The organism is Agromyces sp. NPDC029043, assembly GCF_055564615.1.
This window is the reverse complement of the sequence record NZ_JBVHVX010000013.1, coordinates 83458-101307: the sequence shown is the minus strand read 5'-3', so window position 1 is coordinate 101307 and position 17850 is coordinate 83458. Positions and strand designations below refer to the sequence as shown.

At 67.6% G+C, this 17850-nt stretch carries 17 protein-coding genes; 2 read left to right on the top strand and 15 right to left on the bottom strand.

What is annotated here, in order from left to right:
- Window positions 1-125 precede the first annotated feature (125 nt).
- The 10 genes from ACZ4TW_RS16060 to ACZ4TW_RS16015 form a co-directional block, all read right to left on the bottom strand.
- Window positions 126-419: an SHOCT domain-containing protein gene (locus ACZ4TW_RS16060; protein WP_465544161.1), complete on the bottom strand. Its 294-nt coding sequence runs from the start codon at window positions 417-419 to the stop codon at window positions 126-128.
- A gap of 42 nt (window positions 420-461) precedes the next feature.
- On the bottom strand, window positions 462-911 hold the full coding sequence (locus ACZ4TW_RS16055; protein WP_465544159.1) for a DUF6325 family protein: 450 nt from the start codon (window positions 909-911) through the stop codon (window positions 462-464).
- A gap of 34 nt (window positions 912-945) precedes the next feature.
- Window positions 946-2073, bottom strand: a complete 1128-nt coding sequence (locus ACZ4TW_RS16050) for a potassium channel family protein (protein ID WP_465544157.1) — start codon at window positions 2071-2073, stop codon at window positions 946-948.
- Window positions 1986-2741 carry an NAD-binding protein gene (locus ACZ4TW_RS16045; protein WP_465544155.1) on the bottom strand — a complete coding sequence of 252 codons (756 nt, stop codon included), beginning with the start codon at window positions 2739-2741 and terminating at the stop codon, window positions 1986-1988. Before ACZ4TW_RS16045 ends, ACZ4TW_RS16050 begins: the two co-directional genes overlap by 88 nt.
- Window positions 2742-2791: 50 nt before the next feature.
- A complete protein-coding gene (locus tag ACZ4TW_RS16040; RefSeq protein WP_465544153.1) occupies window positions 2792-3049 on the bottom strand; it encodes a GMC oxidoreductase in 258 nt (85 codons plus the stop codon).
- An 81-nt stretch (window positions 3050-3130) separates the two neighbouring features.
- On the bottom strand, window positions 3131-3946 hold the full coding sequence (locus ACZ4TW_RS16035; RefSeq protein ID WP_465544151.1) for an NAD(P)-binding protein: 816 nt from the start codon (window positions 3944-3946) through the stop codon (window positions 3131-3133).
- A 10-nt stretch (window positions 3947-3956) separates the two neighbouring features.
- A complete protein-coding gene (locus tag ACZ4TW_RS16030; protein ID WP_465544149.1) occupies window positions 3957-5006 on the bottom strand; it encodes a pyridoxal phosphate-dependent aminotransferase in 1050 nt (349 codons plus the stop codon).
- The gene (locus ACZ4TW_RS16025; RefSeq protein ID WP_465544147.1) at window positions 5003-6031 is read right to left on the bottom strand and encodes a 3-oxoacyl-ACP synthase III family protein; all 1029 of its coding nucleotides are present in this window, start codon (window positions 6029-6031) and stop codon (window positions 5003-5005) included. The genes ACZ4TW_RS16030 and ACZ4TW_RS16025 overlap by 4 nt, the downstream gene beginning before the upstream one ends.
- A complete protein-coding gene (locus ACZ4TW_RS16020) occupies window positions 6028-6693 on the bottom strand; it encodes a hypothetical protein (protein ID WP_465544145.1) in 666 nt (221 codons plus the stop codon). Before ACZ4TW_RS16020 ends, ACZ4TW_RS16025 begins: the two co-directional genes overlap by 4 nt.
- The gene (locus ACZ4TW_RS16015; protein WP_465544143.1) at window positions 6690-8468 is read right to left on the bottom strand and encodes a thiamine pyrophosphate-binding protein; all 1779 of its coding nucleotides are present in this window, start codon (window positions 8466-8468) and stop codon (window positions 6690-6692) included. Before ACZ4TW_RS16015 ends, ACZ4TW_RS16020 begins: the two co-directional genes overlap by 4 nt.
- A gap of 190 nt (window positions 8469-8658) precedes the next feature.
- Between ACZ4TW_RS16015 and ACZ4TW_RS16010 the strand changes: the two genes are divergently transcribed.
- Window positions 8659-10098, top strand: a complete 1440-nt coding sequence (locus tag ACZ4TW_RS16010; protein WP_465544141.1) for a sensor histidine kinase — start codon at window positions 8659-8661, stop codon at window positions 10096-10098.
- Here the strand turns inward: ACZ4TW_RS16010 and ACZ4TW_RS16005 are convergent.
- From ACZ4TW_RS16005 to ACZ4TW_RS15995, 3 genes are all read right to left on the bottom strand, one after another.
- Entirely contained in the window at window positions 10083-10748 is a 666-nt protein-coding gene (locus tag ACZ4TW_RS16005; RefSeq protein ID WP_465544139.1) for a response regulator transcription factor, read from the bottom strand. The two genes, ACZ4TW_RS16010 and ACZ4TW_RS16005, sit on opposite strands and share 16 nt — an antisense overlap.
- A 10-nt stretch (window positions 10749-10758) precedes the next feature.
- On the bottom strand, window positions 10759-11637 hold the full coding sequence (gene ppk2 / locus ACZ4TW_RS16000; RefSeq protein ID WP_465544137.1) for a polyphosphate kinase 2: 879 nt from the start codon (window positions 11635-11637) through the stop codon (window positions 10759-10761).
- 83 nt (window positions 11638-11720) lie between these two features.
- Complete coding sequence (locus ACZ4TW_RS15995) at window positions 11721-12254, bottom strand: GAF domain-containing protein (protein ID WP_465544135.1); 534 nt, start codon at window positions 12252-12254, stop codon at window positions 11721-11723.
- Between the two features lie 151 nt (window positions 12255-12405).
- On the opposite strand from ACZ4TW_RS15995, the gene ACZ4TW_RS15990 reads away from it, so the two are divergent.
- On the top strand, window positions 12406-13398 hold the full coding sequence (locus tag ACZ4TW_RS15990) for an aldo/keto reductase (RefSeq protein ID WP_465544134.1): 993 nt from the start codon (window positions 12406-12408) through the stop codon (window positions 13396-13398).
- A gap of 14 nt (window positions 13399-13412) precedes the next feature.
- Here the strand turns inward: ACZ4TW_RS15990 and ACZ4TW_RS15985 are convergent, their stop codons facing one another.
- On the bottom strand, window positions 13413-14810 hold the full coding sequence (locus ACZ4TW_RS15985) for a carotenoid oxygenase family protein (protein ID WP_465544132.1): 1398 nt from the start codon (window positions 14808-14810) through the stop codon (window positions 13413-13415).
- A 109-nt stretch (window positions 14811-14919) separates the two neighbouring features.
- A complete protein-coding gene (locus tag ACZ4TW_RS15980) occupies window positions 14920-17646 on the bottom strand; it encodes a helix-turn-helix transcriptional regulator (RefSeq protein WP_465544130.1) in 2727 nt (908 codons plus the stop codon).
- Window positions 17647-17850 lie beyond the last annotated feature (204 nt).

The following is a 17850-nucleotide window of genomic DNA, read 5'->3' as shown; positions in this document are numbered from 1 at the left end:
GACGACGGCCGGTCCCCGGTGCGTGGTCACAGTATCCACCCGACCGGCGACCTTCGGACGCAACTACAGACGACGCGACTACGGGCCGTCGGAATGCTGACGGCCCGCAGTGCGGAGGGGAAGTCTCAGGAACCGAGGATGCGCGCCTTCTCCGCGGCGAACTCGGCATCGGTGAGAATTCCCTGGTTCTTCAGCTCGGCGAGCTGTTTGAGCTGCTCGATCCGGTCATCGGCGCCGCCGGCCGCGGGAGCGGGAGCCGGGGCGGGCTGCTGATAGACCGGCTGGCGGTACTGCGGCTGGGCCTGTTGCGCCTCACGCGCCCAGCGCTCGCCCTGACGTCGCGAAACACGATTCGAGACCGAGGTCGCGGTACCCGCGATGACGGCGGTGCGGGCGACGCCGCGCAGAAGTCCTGGCATGGTTGTTCACTCTCCTACTGATGCGATGTGATGTGGGTCGGGTCAGGCGTCGAGCGACTCGAACGCCGCCTCGACGTCGGCGGCGGGAATGCGGCCCGACGCGACGAGTTGGGCGCCGGTCTTGCGCAGCGCCGTGGCAAACGGTGCAGCCCAGTGGTTCTCGTAGACGAGGATCGCCGCGGAGGAACCCGGATCGAGGATCTGGCCTGCTTCGTCGATGTCGGACGAGTCGATCAATCCGCTCTCCGCCTCCGCGAACAGCGCGACGTCGAGCTCGCCGTCGAGATCCAGATCGCGGATGGTGGCCGAAGAGATCGTGCCGTCCTCGGCGCGCTGGACAAAGGTGAGGTCGAGCACGCGGACGATGTCCTTGTGAACGAGGTCCAGGAGGAGTGTCAAGGCGGATCCGTCGGGGCGGCGACCCTTCGGGAATTCGACGATCAGGTAGTCAACGGGTCCGAAACCGACATCATCGGCGCTTGGGGCGGTCATGACTCCAGTGTGCTCCCACGCACCCCCGCCTGTATCACCCTTCGGGTATGAATTCGCCGTCCGGTGCGCTGCCCCGCTGCTGATCGAGGAGGGACAGCAACTCCTCATAGGGTCCGAGCAGGTAGGCGCGATCGCCGGCCGCGGAGCTCGTGCCACGACGCGGCGGGTACTCCAGCGCGCCGTCGGCCCGGGCGATGGCGACGACTCGGGTGTGGGCCGAGAGTTCCTGCATGGCAACACCATCGAGACCCTTCCCCGGGTGAATGGAGATCCGCCCCACCATGAACGACTGTGATCGCACGGACAGGGTGCCCAGCACCTCGATTCCGAGTGCCGCACCGATGAACCAGGGTGCGGCCAGTTCCACCGTCGACTGCACGTTGCGGAAGTCGAAGCGTTCGGTGACCGATTCCGCGAGCGAACGATTGAACACGCGCATCACCACGGGCACACCTCGCGTACCCGGCATATCGGACCACCTCTCGCCGAGGACTCCCCGCGCGGTGATGCCGACCTCCACGTTGACCATGTCGCTGCTCGTGAGGACGGCGACCGCCGACGCCCGTGACACCCCCGCGGCCTGCAGGGTCTCGGGCAGGGTGGCGTCGCCGAAGACGATGGGGATATCGAGCGCCCGCGCGGCACTCAGGTGGCGGTCGGCCTCCGACACCTCGACGATGACCACCTCATGACCGCGGGCCCGCAATTCCGTCGCCACGCGAATCCCGAAGGTACCCAAGCCGATCACCACGACATGACCGGACATGAAGCGGGCGCGGCGTCGACCGATTGTCGTCGAAATACGCCGGGACACAAGCAGTTCGGCGAGGAAGGCCATGATGAGCGCGGTGGTCGTCAGACCCGCGAACATCAGCACGATCGACCAGACCCGCAGCCACGTCGGCTGCAGGGAGAAGTTGAAGTCGCCGTATCCGACGGTCGCGACCGTCTCGGTGCTGAAGTAGATCGCGTCCAACACCGACATCCCGGGCCGCTGATATCCGAACCGCAGCACGATGGTGGAGATCGTCAGCAGCGTCGCGAGAACACCCAGCATCCGGAAGAAGTTCGGGTTCACGTCCTGGACGAACGACGACACCGCGTGCTGCATCCGGCGCAGCGGCCCCGGTGACGCCGCCGCGCCGTCCGCGAACGAGGACACGGTAGCGCCGAGTCGAATGTGATTGTCCGAGAACTGATCCGGGTACCGAACATCGTCGCGATGTCGCCCTGCTCGACCCTCAGGTCCCGGCCGGGACAAGCCAGCACCTGTGCATGCGGACGGTCATGATCGGCGGTCACGGCGTCCGGTGCCAGGTCTCCATAGAGATCGCGCAACGTCGACGACCAGGGCACCGACAGTTGGGCGGCGACGAAGTCGGTGCCCTCGATCTCCAGGTGATGCTCCTGCACTCCGACACACGCCTCGATCACTGCCGGAGCGGCGAGTTCGGCGATGTCCAAGGTGACGCCGGGCAGGTCGTCGTCGTCGAGGGCGCCGCGCACGGTGGTATTCGCCATCTGCGTGATCACCCGGACGTCGGGGCGGCGCTGTGCGGCGGCCAAGGACGCCTCGAGATTCCATAGTTCGTCGTCGTCGATGCACAGCACTGCGGCAGCAGTTCCGATACCCGCCTTCTCCAGCGCGTCGTCGACACCGACGACGGCCGTGTGCACCTCGATCTGCCAGGCGCGCAGGGCGGCGTCGAGTTCGGGGGTCATCGACCGGACGACCAGCGCGACCGACTCGCCGGAGGCGATCAGTTGCTCCACGATCTGCACGCCGATCCCGGAGAATCCGCAGATCACGAGGTGGGATCGGGTCGTCATGCCCGCACTCTACGAAACTGCAGCGGTCTTCGCCGGACTCCTCGGCGACATCACCGTGCGGCGAGGAACCGGTCCATGGTGCGCTCGGCGAGGGCCGTGATGGTCAACGACGGATTCACCAGCCCCACCGCGCCGGGGCAGAACGAACCGTCGACGACATAGAGGTTGCGATAGCCGCGCACCGCCCCGTCGAGGTCGGCAGCGCTCCCGGCCACGACCCCACCGAGGCCGTGAAACGTTGACGCAGAACCGAATCCCGAAGCACGCGAGTAGATCGGGATGCCATTGAGGGGCGTGCCGTGGCGCACCTTGGTGCGCTGATGGAAGCGATTCGCGAAGGCGATCGCCCCGCCGGTCCAGGACGCTGGTCCCCTCCGGATTCGGATAGGTCAGCGAGGTGCCTCCGGAGCCGTGGTCGTAGTCGATCGTGCCTCGTTCGTCGGTGTGCACCTGGATGAGGTGGGTGGTGGCCAGCCCGGCCAGACCCGTCGGGAACGGGCTGGCCTGATAGATGATGGCGGCCGGCCCGTCGGGCATGGAGTCGTCGCGCATCCGGTGTAGTTCGGGTGCGCCAGGATGTCAGCGGGCAGATGACTGGCGCGCAGCATCTGACGGGCGCGCGGGTAATACTCTGCGGCGAGTTCGTCGTAGCCGGTGCCGCCGGGGAACACCTCGTCGAAATCGGCTTCGTCCGGCTGCAGCGAGAACGCGCCGAACACCAGTGAACCGCCGCCGACGCCCGCCCCGTAGACCACCTCGATCCCGTTGCCCTTGATGCTCTCGAGGACGCCGGGGTAACGCTGGACCGGAACCTGCAGGGCGCTCGAGATGCCCGCGGTGTCACTGAACCAGGCGGCCCGCCTGTCCGGTGCGTCGAAGGTGGCAAAGGTGTTGCCGTCCGCGCGGATGGGCCAGCGGCGGCCTCGCTCCAGCACCGTGGTGCGGAATCCCGCGCGCCCCAGACGGAGCGCCGCGACGGCGCCGCCGAATCCGCTGCCGATGACGATCGCCGTCGACGCTCCGGCGCCCGGCATTCCATCTCCCGGCGCCGCGATCGCGGAGGTCGCAGTCGACGTCGCGGCAACGGCTCCGATCGCGACAGCCGATGTGCCCAGCGCACCGCGCAGGAAGGTACGCCGCGAGATCTGCGGGCCGATGACGGCCGACGAGGACCCTGCTCGGCGTGTCGTGATTGCCTGGTTCACAGAGGGATCCTCACACGGTGAGTGCGGTCGTCCGCAGCGTTGCGAGAATTCGATCCGTGCAGCTCCGGTCGCCGATGGTGATGCGGAGTCCGTGCGTCCCGCACTCCTTGGTGAGGACGTCGCAGGTCCGCAGCAACCTCCCCAGCGCCAGCCCGTCGGCACCGGGGACGAACAGGAAGTTGCCCTGGCCCGCGAGGGTGGGGGCACCGATCTCGGCGAGGAGCCGGGCCAGCCGAGCTCGCTCACCGCGGGTCTGACGAACCCGTTGGCGCAGTTCGTCGTCGGCGGCCAGTGCCACCGGGAGTGCGGCGGCGGCCGCGGGGCTGATCGCGAAGGGCACCTCGTACCGGCGGATGTCGTCGATGATTCGCGGCGTTCCCACCCCGTATCCGATGCGCAGTGCCGCCAGCCCGTAGGCCTTCGAGAAGGTCCGCACCACCACGACGTCGGGTCGATCCGTGATGATCCCGTCCAGATCCGGTGGGTCGTCGCAGAATTCGATGTAGGCCTGATCGAGGAGCACCCACACATCGCTCGGCACGGCGTCGAGGAATGCGGTGAGGTCGGATTCGCCGATCACGGCACCGGTCGGATTGTGTGGAGAACACAGCACGACGACCGCGGTTTCGGTGGTGATCGCGTCGAGCATGCCGGTCAGATCGACGTCACCGTCGGGGAGCAACGGCACCGACACGACCGGCATGCCGAGCATGTCGGCCAGGATCGGATAGCCGTCGAAGGTGGGGGTGGCGGTGACCATCGTCGGCGCCGCGACGCCACGCGCGTGGGCACGCCGCCCCGCGGACTGCAACGCCAGCAAGGCGACGCCGGTGGCGCCCGCACCCACGGTCACCTGCTCGTCGGGGAGCCCGAGATGGTCGGCGATCAGATGCCGGGTGCCGTCGGGCAGGAACTCCGGATATCGATGCGCCTGCACGGCGGTGGCGCGCAACGCGGCGACGACGGCGGGCAGCGGTGGGAATGCCGACTCGTTGAGATCCAACCGGGCGCGCGTCACCCGCTGTGCCGCCCCGCTGCCCAGGTCATAGGGCGGACTCATTCCCGGCCTCCCCAGCGCAGTGCGGCCGCCGCGGCGAAGTCGCCGGCGTGGGCGAAGGCGGCGAGCATCACGATGTCGCCGGGGGTGATGCGGCCGTCGGCGATGGCGGTATCGAGAGTCACCGGGATGCCGACCGCGAACAGGTTGCCACACTCGTCGAAGGTGTCGGGGTGACGCTCCTCCGGGAGTTGCATGGCATCACGCCAGTTCCGCAGAAAGATGCGGTTGGGCTGATTGGTGATGAACCAGTCGAGATCCGACGGCGCGATGTCGACGGCATGGGCGACCTCCAGGGCGACCTCGGGTACCAGCCGGTTCCCGCGGGCCAACACCTTGGCGATCTTGGCCTCGGTGAAGCCGATATGGAGTTGTCCCGCTCCGGCTTCCCAGTACTTGCGTGGCGGATCGGCGACGCCGGTCATGTCGGCCGAGTACTCGCCGTGGGAGTGACAGGTCCGCCCCAACACCGGACTCCCCTGTGTCCCGTCGAGTGTCAACACCGCCACGGCCGCACCGTCGCCGGGAATGGCGGCCTGCGGCTTGCCACGGACCTGCTCCTGGGTGAAGATCTGGGCCGCACTGTTCTGCGCCAGACCGATGAATGCCTTGCGCCCGCCACCCGCACGCAACAGCGCACCGGCCAGATCGATCAGGTGGATGAAGGCGGCGCACCCGCCGTTGTGCACGTCGAGCACCGTCGCCGGTCGCAGTCCCAGTCGATGCGCGACCTCTCCCCCGCAGCCTCGGATGGGTACCTCGGGCAGCTGGCTGTGGGTGAGGACGACGTCGACGTCATCGAAATAGTCATCGCCGTGCCGGGCGGTGAGGGTCCGTGCGGCGGTGAGGATCATGTCCGCGGAGGTCTCGTCGTCCGCGGCGTGATGCCGGAAGGCGGGAGCGCGGAACATGACACTGTCGATGAGATCGTCGGTTTCCGCGTACTGCGCGAAATAGTCTGCGGGAACCCGCTTCTCGGGGAGATAGGAAGCGACGTCGAGTAGGCTGAGGTGAGCGGCGGTGGTCATGATCGCATCCAATCGGGGGTGATGGGCAGGCCGTTGCGGTGTCGGTATTCGGCGATGGCTCTGAGGTTGTCGAGTTCGAGTTGATGGCCGGCGGCAAACATGTCCCAGAAGTCGCCGACCCACACCGGACGCTCCGGCGGAGCGGTCTCCGGATACGGATTGTTGTTGTAGAACGGATGCCGACAGTTGTTCCAGAGCACGACGGCACCTGGTTTGTTCAGCACCACCTGCGCGTCGACGACCCGCATCAGGTAGATCATCCAGAGATGCTGCCCCTGATCCCACGCACAGTGATAGTCGACGGTCATGGCGTCGGGATTCGCGACGGTGCGGGTGTAGATCACGGTGTTGTCGCCCAGGCGGTCCCGGGCGATCCACAGACCCGGCTCATCGGTCTCCTCGAAGCCACGCAGGCTGTAGGTCCACTCCTCCAGGGACCTCGTGTCGGCGAGCCAGTCGTACACCTCACGCGCGGGGGCGTCGACGTATCCCTGTACCGGACAGAAGTCGCCGTAGATCTGATCGTGGGGATAGACCGACCGCAACATGTCGAGGATGATCGGCGTCGCCGTCTGCCTCGGATGGGTTTCGATCCGGGTCAGTCCGGGCAGGGTGCCGGCGTCGTCGCCGAGGTCGGAGAGAGCGGGGAGTACGGCGGTCATGATGTGCCTTTCGGGAGGAACGGGGCAAATGGGGGGATCTCGTCCGGATCGACGTCGACGACGAGGCAGGTAGGTCCATCGCGCGACAGCAGATCCGCAGCGGTGCGGCGCAGGTCCGCACGCTCGACGGCGTGCGCGACGGACAGCCGGGGGAACATCGCGTCGAGTCCCGCGGCGATATCGGCGGGCCGGAATCTGTTGATGCTGGCCACTTCCGGAAAAAACAGGTGCTCGCGGGTGATGCACATGCCGTGAGCGTTGTTGTTGAGGATCACGACGGTGACCGGGGCACCGTACTCGACGGCGGTGTGCAGTTCCATACCGTGCATGAGGAAGGCGCCGTCGCCCGCGATGATGACGGTCCTGCGTGAGTCACCCTGTGCCGCAGCATGAATGGCGTTCCCGATCCCGGCGGCGAGACCATAGCCCATCCCGCCCATGCCGAGCGCCACCACGAATCGGCCGCCCCCGAAGGGCAGGTGATGGATGGCGGCGGCGCCGGTGTTACCCGCGTCGGCGAAGATCACCGACTCGGCCGGCAGCGCCGCACCGATCTCCTCGATGACCGAACGCATATCCAGGAAATCCGGCGATCCGGGTGGCGTGGCGAGGTACTCGACGGGCGCGATGTGTGCAGGTGGGCGGGCGCCGTACTGACCTGTGAACTCGTCGATGATCTGATCGAGAGCCGCAGGTAGGTCATCGGTCGGACCATGGTCGGCGAGGCCGGGGGCACGCGGCGGCTCGGCGCCGAGGTGGATGACCCTGGTCTGCGCCAGGGCGTCGTCGAGCCCGGCCCGGTCGGTCATGGTCAGACGGCATCCGACGACGAGGCAGAGATCGGCGTCGACGATCGCGCGGTGTGCGGACGGATGCCCCATCACGCCGGTCACCCCGGCTGCTGCCGTGGTGACACCGCGATCGGCGCGGAGGATGTCGCGGCCACCGGGTGCGGCAACGACGGTTGCGCCGAGCAATGCCGCCAGGCGGCGTACCCGCTCTCCCACCCCGGCTCGCGATGCCTCCTCGCCCACCCACAGGCAGATACGTTGTGCGGCAGCCAACTCCGCGGTCACCGACTGCACCGCCACCTGACCCAGTACCCGCGCAGCCGAGTGCGGGTCGGTCCGGGCGGCGTCGGGCCCCTCGTCCGTGACGGGAGCGTACGCGACCGACTTCGGCAGTGGCGCGGACTGAATGTCCTTGGGCAACAACACCGCGGCGGGTAACCCGCGCCGGAGTGTGGCGAACGCAGTCGACAGCGCGGCGGGAACCCCACCGACGGCCGTGACGGCAGAGGCCGAGCCGGTGACCGCGGTCATCACCGCGGTCAGGTCGATGGTGTCCGGCGGTGACAGCATGTCTTGAAAGGCGCCACGCCCGACGAGGGTGGTGGGCGCGGTCCCGATGATCGCGAGGACCGGCACGCGACTGTCATAGGCCTCCGCGAGCGCGGGCACCACATTCATCGCGCCACCACCCGAGGTCGTCAACACCACAGCGGGGAGACCGGAGATCCGGGCCGTGCCATCGGCCATCGCGCCCGCGGCGAATTCGTGTTTGGCGATGACCGGCGTTATGCCGTCGGCACGGACCGCTGCGTCGAAGACATCCTCGATGTTCGCGCCGTGCACACCGAAGGCCGTGGTGATCCGCGCCGAGATCAGTTGGCTGACAACATAGTCCGAGACAGTGATGGTGTCGGTGCGGTCGGTGTGATCGGTCTGGGCACCCTGGTCGGTCTGAGTGGGTGCACCGCCGAGGGCGATGGTCATGGAGACACTGTGGGACGTCGAACCTGAAGGCGCGCTGAAAGTGACCTGCCGCAGGGACCTGTTGCCGACGCGGGTGGCGGCCTACCATGAGTCACCAGTCGGTGTGTCCGTCGCGCATCGCAAGGAGTCACCCATGTCTGCAGCATCGCATCGGTGGCGGGCACTGTTCCGCCGCGACCAAGGCGTTCGCATGCGTTCGACGATCGTCGGGACGGCCCTGGTGACGCTCGCTCTCGCGATCGGCGCCGCGGTCATGCTGTTCATGCTGCATCGGGCCGACGATCGGTCCATGTACGACGCCACCGGATACCGCTCGTATGAGGTGGCGGAGATGATCGAGGCCAGCGGCGTCACACAGATCCCGCCCGAGGAGTTGGCCCCCGGCACCGGGGTGGACCTCCTGCAGATCATCGACGCGCAGGGCACCGTCGTCGCGTCCTCACCCGGCGCGCCCCAGCACGCGGTGACCGCGCTCCGCCCTGCGCCCAGGGAATCGATAGGAATCGACGGTCAACTGGTACCCGGCGACGACGGAACCTACTGTGGCACCGCGACCGGCGCACATCACGCCGGCAGCACCTACACGGTGGTGACCGCCGTGTCGTCGGGCCCGTATCGACAGAGTCTGATCAACACGGCACTCCTTCTGGCGATCGAGTTGCCGATCCTGGCCATCCTGTCAGCCGTGGCGATCTGGTTCTTCACCGGACGCGCGCTGCGCCCCGTCGCCCGGATCACCGAGCAGGTCACCACGATCACGAGTTCCGATCTGTCCCAACGGGTCCCGGTCCCCAGCACCGACGACGAGGTGACCCGGCTCGCCAACACCATGAACGCGATGCTGGCGCGGCTCGATCACAGCCATGAGGCGCAACTCCGATTCGTCGGCGATGCGTCGCACGAGATGCGCAGCCCACTGACCACCGTCGTCGGTATCCTCGACCTGGCCGACGACACCGACTCCGCGGTCGACCTGCCCACGGTGCGTACGATCCTGCTGCCCGAGGCCCACCGACTTCAGCAGATGCTCGACGATCTGCTGCTGTTGGCCAAGGCCGACGAACGTGGAGTTCCGTTGCGGCTCATCGATGTCGACCTCGACGACATCGTCGCCGAGGAAATACGCCGGTTGCGGTCGTTGGGGTTGGCACGAGTGGAACCGACGATCCGGCCGATCCGCGTCACCGGCGATCCCGACAAACTCTCGCGCGCACTGCGCAACCTCACCGAGAACGCCGCCCACCACACGTCGTCGGTCATCGTGATGGACATGTCCGCCGATGCCGAGCACGCCACGCTGATCATCGGCGACGACGGTCCGGGCATCCCCGAGGATCAGCGTGAGCGGGTCTTCGAGCGATTCACCCGCCTCGATACCGACCGGCGCAATCAGGGCGGCTCCGGCCTCGGCCTCTCGATCGTCTACGAGATCGTGCGCGCCCATGGTGGAACGGTGCGGATCGGTGGACCGCCGCCCGGACACACCCACGGCTCGACGTTCGTCGTGACACTTCCGATCAGCCAGGACACGGCCTCACCGAACGCCGAGTCCGCCGGGCACACACCTGCGCACGACTCGTCGGCGCGGGACACTTCCGTGCACAGCGCGCCGGGTCAGCCGATCCGGTAGCCGGCCCCACGGACGGTCTCGATGGAGTGCACCCCGAACGGGGCGTCGACCCGTTTGCGCAGATAACCGATGTAGACCTCGACGATGTTGGCATCGCCGTCGAAGTTCTCATCCCACACCGACCGCAGGATCTCTGTCTTGGACACGACGGTGCCGCGATGCCGGATGAGGAACTCGAGGACGGCGAATTCCCTGGGGGTCAGGCTGATCGGGGTGTCCCCGCGCCGGACCTGATGTTCGGCGGGATCGAGCACCAGGTCTCCGGCGGCGAGCAGCGCGGGCCGTTCTGGGGCGCCACGTCGCAGCAGGGCGCGCAGCCGGGCTTTGAGCACCACCAGCGAGAACGGCTTGATCAGGTAATCGTCGGCGCCGTAATCGAGCGCCTCGGCCTCGTCGTACTCTCCGTCCTTGGCGGTGAGCATCAGGACCGGGGTCCACACCGAACGCGCGCGGAGCTGACGCAGCACCTCGTAGCCGTTGAGCCCGGGCATCATGATGTCGAGGACGATGACATCGAAATACCCTTCCGTGGCATGCCAGAGTCCGTCGATGCCATCATGTGCGAGCGTTACCGCCCACCCGTCGCTGACCAGCATGCGCCGCACCGTCTCCGCGGCGCGGAGGTCGTCGTCGACGACGAGTGCGTGCATCAGGCGTGTGTCAGTACTTCTCGGGAACCCGCGCCACCGGCAGATCGACCGCCTCGGGAATGGTGATCGTCCGCTTGGGCAGGGTGATGTCGGGGGAGTCGAGGGGCGTGTAGGGAATCAGCGACAGCAGATGCGTGATCACGTTGAGCCGGCCGCGGTTCTTGTCATCGGTGTTCGCGACATACCAAGGCGCCCAACCGGAATCGGTGTAGCGGAACATGTCGTCGCGGGCCTTGGTGTAATCGTCCCAGCGGCCGTAGGACTGCACGTCCATCGGCGAGAGCTTCCAGTACTTGCGCGGATCATGCAGCCTGCTCTCCAGCCGCAGGGTCTGCTGATCGGCGCTGACCTCGAGCCAATACTTGATCAGGATGATGCCCGAGCGCACCATCGCGCGTTCGAATTCCGGGACGTCGGCGAGGAACTGCTGCGCCTGCTCCTCGGTACAGAAACCCATCACCCGTTCCACACCGGCACGGTTGTACCAACTGCGGTCGAAGATCACGACCTCACCCGCCGACGGGAGATGCGCGACATAGCGCTGCAGATACATCTGCGATTTCTCCCGCTCCGTCGGGGTGGGCAGGGCAATCACCCGGAACACACGCGGACTGACCCGCTCGGTGAGCGCCTTGATGACACCACCCTTGCCCGCGGTGTCGCGGCCCTCGAATACAACGCACACCTTCGCCCCGGTGGTGCGCACCCACTCCTGCAGCGCCACCAGCTCGGCGTGCACATCCTTGAGTTCGGTGCGGTACTCCTTGTTCTTCAGCGGAGCGTCCGTCGGCGCCGCATCATCGTGTGCCGTGTTCTTCTGCGCCTTTTTCTTTGTCGCCGCGTTCCCGGCGCCCGGCGCCTTCTTCGACTTGCTCTTCTTCTTGCCCACAGCACGCCTCCGATCTGCGGCGACTCACGTCGTCACCCACCGTGATCGTACGACGCGGGGAGCCGCGAAACGGCCGACTCGTCTCAGCTGCCGCCGATCCGCTGTTCGCCGGGTACCCGCGCGCGCCCGCTGACATCGGATGCCTCGACGACAATCGCGGCGATCCGCTCGAGTCCGGCCTGATCGTCGTCGTCGAATCGGGCGGTGACGGGGCTGTCGAGATCGAAGACGCCGATCAGCCCGTCGTCGACGATGAGGGGGACCACGAGTTCCGAGCGGCTCGCCGCATCGCAGGCGATGTGATCGGCGACGGCGTGGACGTCGTCGACACGGTGGGTGACGCCGGTGCGCGCGGCCGCCCCGCAGACTCCGCGCGCCAACGGAATGCGCACGCAGGCGGGCTTGCCCTGGAATGGGCCGACGACGAGTTCGGTGCCGTCGTAGAAGTAGAATCCGACCCAATTCAGTTGTGGCAGAGAATGAAAGACCAACGACGACACGTTGGCGGCGTTGGCGATCAGGTCGGGTTCACCGGCGACCAACGCAGCCGCCACGTCCGCCAGGTCGGCGTAGCGTTGTGCCGGAGGACCGCTCAGTTCGGGGACGTCGAAGCTCACCACAGCCATCATGCCAGCGTCTAGGGACCTGATTCCCCGATCCGAATCCCGCGACTACCTTAAGGATCACGGAGACATAATCGGTGGCCGCGGCACGCGGCCACCCCTACGCTGACCTCGTTTGCACGTCTGACCTTCGGAAGGAACCTCAATGACAGCGTTCGTGCAACTCGGTGACGGCTTGAAGGTGTCACCACTCGGATTCGGCGGGATGTCGCTGACCGATGTGTACGGCGCGGTCACCGACGACGACGCGCTGCGGACCCTGCATCACGCGGTCGACAACGGCGTCACCTTCATCGACACGGCGAACGGCTACGGCGGAGGTCGCAGCGAGACGACGATCGGCAAACTGCTGCAGACCCGTCGCGACGAGGTTCAACTCGCCACCAAGTTCGGCATTGTCAGCAACGGCGGAGTCGGCCAGCGTGGCGTCCGCGGTGACCGCGAGTACATCCGCGAGCAGGTCGAGCTGAGCCTCGGTCGGCTCGGCACCGATCACATCGACCTGTACTACCAGCACCGGGTGGATCCGCTGGTCCCGATCGAGGAGACGGTCGGCGCGATCGCGGAGCTGATCGACGAGGGCAAGGTGCGCCACATCGGCCTGTCGGAGGCGACCGGCGACGAGATCCGCCGGGCCTCCTCCGTCCACCCGATCGCGGCCATCCAGTCCGAGTGGAGCGTGGTGTCGCGTGACGTCGAGCGGTTCGTCGTGCCGGCCGCGAAGGAGCACGGGGTCGGCTTCGTCTCCTACTCGACGCTAGGCCGCAAGTGGCTCACCGGACTGTTGGATTACGACGATCTCGTCGACGGCGACGTCCGCTTGAAGATCACCCGCTACACCCCCACCAACCTTGCGTTCAATCAGCCGATTCTCGATGAATTCCTCGCCATCGCCCGCGAGGTGGACGCCACCGGTGCACAGCTTGCACTGGCCTGGTTCTACGACAAGGGTCGGCGGATCGGTCTGCCCGCGGTCTCGATTCCGGGATCGCGGTATCCCGACCGCGTCACCGAGGATCTCGCGGCGATCGAGATCGAGCTGACCGACGATCAGGTCGCTCGCCTCGACGCACTGGCCGATCGCGTTCGCGGACATCGGTCGGCGCAGCCACAGTTGGTGTCGTCGGCTCGGGAATGAGGGAGCAGTCGCGTCTACGACGCGGGTAGCCAGGTCCCGTGCAGGCCGGCCGGAACCCGCTGCGGGAGTTCGATGGTGGCGACCGGACCGGCGCCGGGATCATCGGCGGCGAGGAGATAGAACTGCGATCGCAGGTCGGTGGGGTCGGTGCCGATAGCACCCCATAGGTCGCCGTCGGCGTTCGGAATGAAGATCGGTTCGCCGATGGCGACACCCGGTGTCCAACAGGTCTCGGTACCCCGCGCCATATCGTGGAACCAGAGGCTGTCGAGATCGCCGGAGTCTCCCGGCCCCTTGGCCACCGTCGCCACCCGGTGATGATCGCGGGTCAGCAGCCGATCGTCGATCCGGGGGAACTCCATGTTGATGTCCTTGTCGCTCACCACGGTTCGCGAGAGGGAACCGGTTGGGCGGAGCACGAACCGGCTCAGCGTCGACGTCGGCGGGGCGGTCTCCACAGCGAGTCCGCCGGGGTAGGTCCATTCGACGACGTCGACGGTAACCGAGCCGTCGGCGTCGTCGAAGGCGTTGGCGAAGTGCCACACCCAGCACGGATCCGCAGTGACCCACCTGACGGCGCCCCCGTCGCGCGGGATCAACGCGATCCGCGTGCCGTCGTCGGGGCGCCAGGAAAGCAACGAGCCGCCGGTCATCGCCGCCGCGAGATCGAAGACGAGCGGGCAGACGAACAGCACGATGTAGCGGCCGGTGAGGGCCATGTCGTGGATCATCATCGGCTCGGTCAGGCCGTCGACCGGCGTCGGGAGCACGGTGGGCGTGCCATCGGGACCGATGACGGACCAGGTCAGATACGGGGCCTCGAGCGAGTAATTGAACAGCACGAGTTCACCGGTCGCCGGATCGAGTTTGGGGTGGGCGGTACTGCCGACACGCATCGCTCCGGAGCAATCGGTGCGGCCGAGGGTCGCCAGATCATCCGGACCGATGAGATAGGGCTGATCCGCCTCGGCCATCGCCATCAGACGGCCCGCATGCGACACGACGTTGATGTCGGGCAACTCGCGGTAGGTGCCCGCCAACGCATCCCCGACCTCCGCCGCGGGCGGGGTGTACCCGTCGATCAATCCCGACCAGATGGCATGTCCGGCAGCCTCTTCCGTGATCACCATGGGTGTGCGAACGAAACGGTTCGTGTACGACGCACGTCCGTCGCCGATGGAGATCCGGTGGATCATCGCGTCACCGTCGAGGGGATAGGTGTACGAGCCGATCGGATCGAAGCGCGGATTGGGGCCGTTGCGCAGATAGCTGCCGGCCAGCCCGCTCGGCAGATCGCCGTGCACGACGAGGTCGGAGACGTCGATCTCGTCGCGCTGCGGCGCGAACACGCCCGCCAGGTGATTGTGATGCGTCATCGGGACGGGGGCGGGTCGGGTTGGCACTGTGGTCATGGCTCTACTCCTGGGATCGGCGCGCTGATGTCTCCACTCTGCGCCGTCGCACCCTCGCACACGTCCGTGTCGTGACGGAGATTTCCGTGCCACTCATGTCGCGTGGCGCTCAGGTCGAGGCGTCGCGGTGCCGCTGCCTCACCACGTAGCCCGCCAATTCGACCCGCGTCCGCAACTCGAGTTTCGTCAGCGCATGCGACACGTGTGTCTGCACGGTTCGCGTCGAGATGACGAGTCGATCGGCGATCTCCGCACCCGACAATCCCGCTGCCACCAACTCTGCCACCGTCACCTCCGTCCTCGTCAGGCTCTCCCATCCGGAGCGAGGCCGTTCCCGCAGTGCCGCCGGGTCCAGGCGCAAACCGAGTGCGCGCATCCGCGACGCGATGCGGGTGGCGACCGTCGGCGCACTCATCGCATGTGCGCCGGCCAACGCGCGATGCGCCCAGTCGCGCGCGGTAGCGCGGTCGCCCAGTGTCATCGCCGCGCACGCCGCTTCCTCGGCGGCGAGAACTGCCGCGAGCGCGTGCCCGATCGAGGTCATCGCGTCCGCGGCCACGACCGCGGCGTCGAGTACCTCGGATTCGTCGGCGACCCCCAGGGTCGCGGCCGCACGTGTGCGCCCGAGAAGAGCCAGCGGTGCCATCGCCGGTGACGGCGCGAACTGCATCGCATCCAGCCCGTCAACGATCCGGCCGAGCAACACTGCGTCGTTGGCGCGCACCGCGATGCGCGCACAGTCCACGGAATACTCGGGCAGCATCACATCGAGGCCCTGATGCACGGCCCGGTCCCAGACCGTCGCGGCAGCGGCAGACGCACGACGCGGCTTCCGTGACGCCTCGAACAGTTGGGCTCGCGCGCGACCGACGACGGGAAGACCGAATTGCTCTGGTAGTCCGCCGGCATCCCAGTCGTCGAGGCGCAGCGTCGCCGCCGCCAGATCGCCACACAGGACGTCGACGAGAATGCGGCCACCGATCGCCATCGACGTCCAGCCCATGTCCGCGGAGGCAACACGGTCGAGTCCGGTGTCCCAGGCCGCGGCGGCATCACCGAGGTGCCCCAGGCCCAATTCGATGGAGCCACGGGTGAAGTCGTGATACGCCGCCATCCATTCGGCGCCACGACGGGTCCGTTGGGCCGTCGAGGTGGCGAGCAGATCGGCTGCGGCACGCGGACCATGCAGTGCCTGCTCGATCAGTGCGGGCCAGATCTCGGCGGACGAGTTTGTCGGCACCGATCCGGGATCCGCGACGTCCTCCACCGCTTGACGTCGAGCGGCGATCAACGAAAGACGGAGTGCCTCAGGAAGATCGCCGCGCAGATAGCGCCGCAGCGACTCGCCGATCACACCGCCCAGTGAGCGCACTTGCGCGTCGGTGTCGAACAGTGGCTGCCGCGGCACCGGTGCACTGCCGTCGAGGATTCCGACGTAAGCCCGCAGATCGGTCAGTACCTCCACGGCGTCATCGCCGATCGGGAATTGCACCGTCAGGTCGATCAATTCGCGGACACGGTCCGTCTTGCCCTTGGTGGTCAGCGCGAACATCAGGATGCGGTGCAGGTTCGCGATCTCGTCCAGATCACTGGCGGCGGCGATGCCTTCCTCCGCGACGACGGCCGCCCGATTGAGCTGTCCCGTCCGGGTCAGGGCGACCGCGAGATCGACATGCAGACCCGGACGCACACCGGCGTTCTGTGCTCGCTCGGCGACGGTGTCCAGCAGATCGGCGGCGACACCGGGAGCGAACTCGAGCTCCCCCTCGGCGCGGCGCACAGCGGCGTCGACCTCTGCGGGATCGGCGCCGGCGGCCAGCAGATGATGGGCGATCGACGGATGGTCGTCGGCGACGTCCGGGTGCTCGACGATCGCACGGTGGAGAACTGCGCGCAACGGCGGTGCCAGTCTCGCGTAGGCGACGTCGGCGTACAGGTCGTGGGTGAAGGCGAGCGTCGCGTCGTCGCGGGCGACGAGAATCCCGGCGTCGATGGCGGCCTGCGCCGATCCGACGAGGGCGGCGGGGCGCGAGCCGGTGAGGCGGGCGAGAGCCGCCGGCGTGGCCGGCCGGCCCCAGACCGCGAGGGCGCGGACCAGGGCCAGCGCATCGGGATCGAGCAGAGTGAGATGTTCGGCAATCGCGTCGTGCTCCCCCGCGACCCGCTGATCCGCGTCGGCGAGCAGGACCGTCGACACGATTCCGTCGGCGACGACGAGTCCCCCGGCCTGCCGCATCGACCGGAGCAGGGAGACTGCCACCATCGGGTTACCACCGGCCCGCTCCAGCGCGGACCGTACCGAGGCATCCGGCTCGGCGCCGACCACCTCCCGCGCGACGGCGAGCACCTCGTCCGCGGTCATCAGGGGAAGATGCTGCTCGGCGACGCCTGGTCGTGCGAGCAGCCTCGTCAAGGAGTCGCGCACCGGGAGCTGCCTGCGTCCCACGAGCAAGGTCAGCGGCAGATCATGCGCCGCGCCGGCCAAGCGGCTGAGTAGCGACAGCGTCGCCGCGTCCGCGTGATGAGCGTCATCGACGGCCAGCACCACCGGCCCGGACGAGCACAGGTGATCGACTCGCGCATACAGCTCGTCGTCGAATTCCTCCGGTATCGGTGCGGGCAGTTCGACGTCGAGCAACGTCGCGGCCACCGCATACGGTCGGCGCCAGGAGAGTTCGTCGGCTCCGGCGAATCGCGCCGTGACCTCGGCGTCCGCGGCAGTGGTGATATCGGCGAGCAGGGCGTGCAGGGTGTACGTCTTACCCGCCCCCGGACCTGCCGAGATGACCATCGTCTGCGGGCAACCCGGGGTGTCATGGCGGATCGCGGTCCGCAACCACCGGGCCAACTCCGCACGAGCCGCCGCGCGCGGCGTCGGAGGCTCGGTGGGTGATGACTCGGTGAGCATGACTCACGATAGGTTTTCGATACGGTCCGCCGCCGGTCAGCGGTCGATATCGGCACGGCGCTCCGGACCGCGGGGGTGTGCTGGCGCAGATCTTCGCGCCGCGCGCGTTAGGGTCGACACACCGACGTAGGA

What these genes read in the sequence shown, in the direction of transcription:
- ACZ4TW_RS16020 (WP_465544145.1), bottom strand. Translation starts at nt 6,693, where the DNA reads ATGACCGCCGTACTCCCCGCTCTCTCCGACCTCGGCGACGACGCCGGC.
- ACZ4TW_RS16060 (WP_465544161.1), bottom strand. Translation starts at nt 419, where the DNA reads ATGCCAGGACTTCTGCGCGGCGTCGCCCGCACCGCCGTCATCGCGGGT.
- ACZ4TW_RS16045 (WP_465544155.1), bottom strand. Translation starts at nt 2,741, where the DNA reads ATGACGACCCGATCCCACCTCGTGATCTGCGGATTCTCCGGGATCGGC.
- ACZ4TW_RS15990 (WP_465544134.1), top strand. Translation starts at nt 12,406, where the DNA reads ATGACAGCGTTCGTGCAACTCGGTGACGGCTTGAAGGTGTCACCACTC.
- ACZ4TW_RS16030 (WP_465544149.1), bottom strand. Translation starts at nt 5,006, where the DNA reads ATGAGTCCGCCCTATGACCTGGGCAGCGGGGCGGCACAGCGGGTGACG.
- ACZ4TW_RS16005 (WP_465544139.1), bottom strand. Translation starts at nt 10,748, where the DNA reads ATGCACGCACTCGTCGTCGACGACGACCTCCGCGCCGCGGAGACGGTG.
- ACZ4TW_RS16055 (WP_465544159.1), bottom strand. Translation starts at nt 911, where the DNA reads ATGACCGCCCCAAGCGCCGATGATGTCGGTTTCGGACCCGTTGACTAC.
- ACZ4TW_RS15985 (WP_465544132.1), bottom strand. Translation starts at nt 14,810, where the DNA reads ATGACCACAGTGCCAACCCGACCCGCCCCCGTCCCGATGACGCATCAC.
- ACZ4TW_RS16025 (WP_465544147.1), bottom strand. Translation starts at nt 6,031, where the DNA reads ATGACCACCGCCGCTCACCTCAGCCTACTCGACGTCGCTTCCTATCTC.
- ACZ4TW_RS16015 (WP_465544143.1), bottom strand. Translation starts at nt 8,468, where the DNA reads ATGACCATCGCCCTCGGCGGTGCACCCACTCAGACCGACCAGGGTGCC.
- ACZ4TW_RS16010 (WP_465544141.1), top strand. Translation starts at nt 8,659, where the DNA reads ATGCGTTCGACGATCGTCGGGACGGCCCTGGTGACGCTCGCTCTCGCG.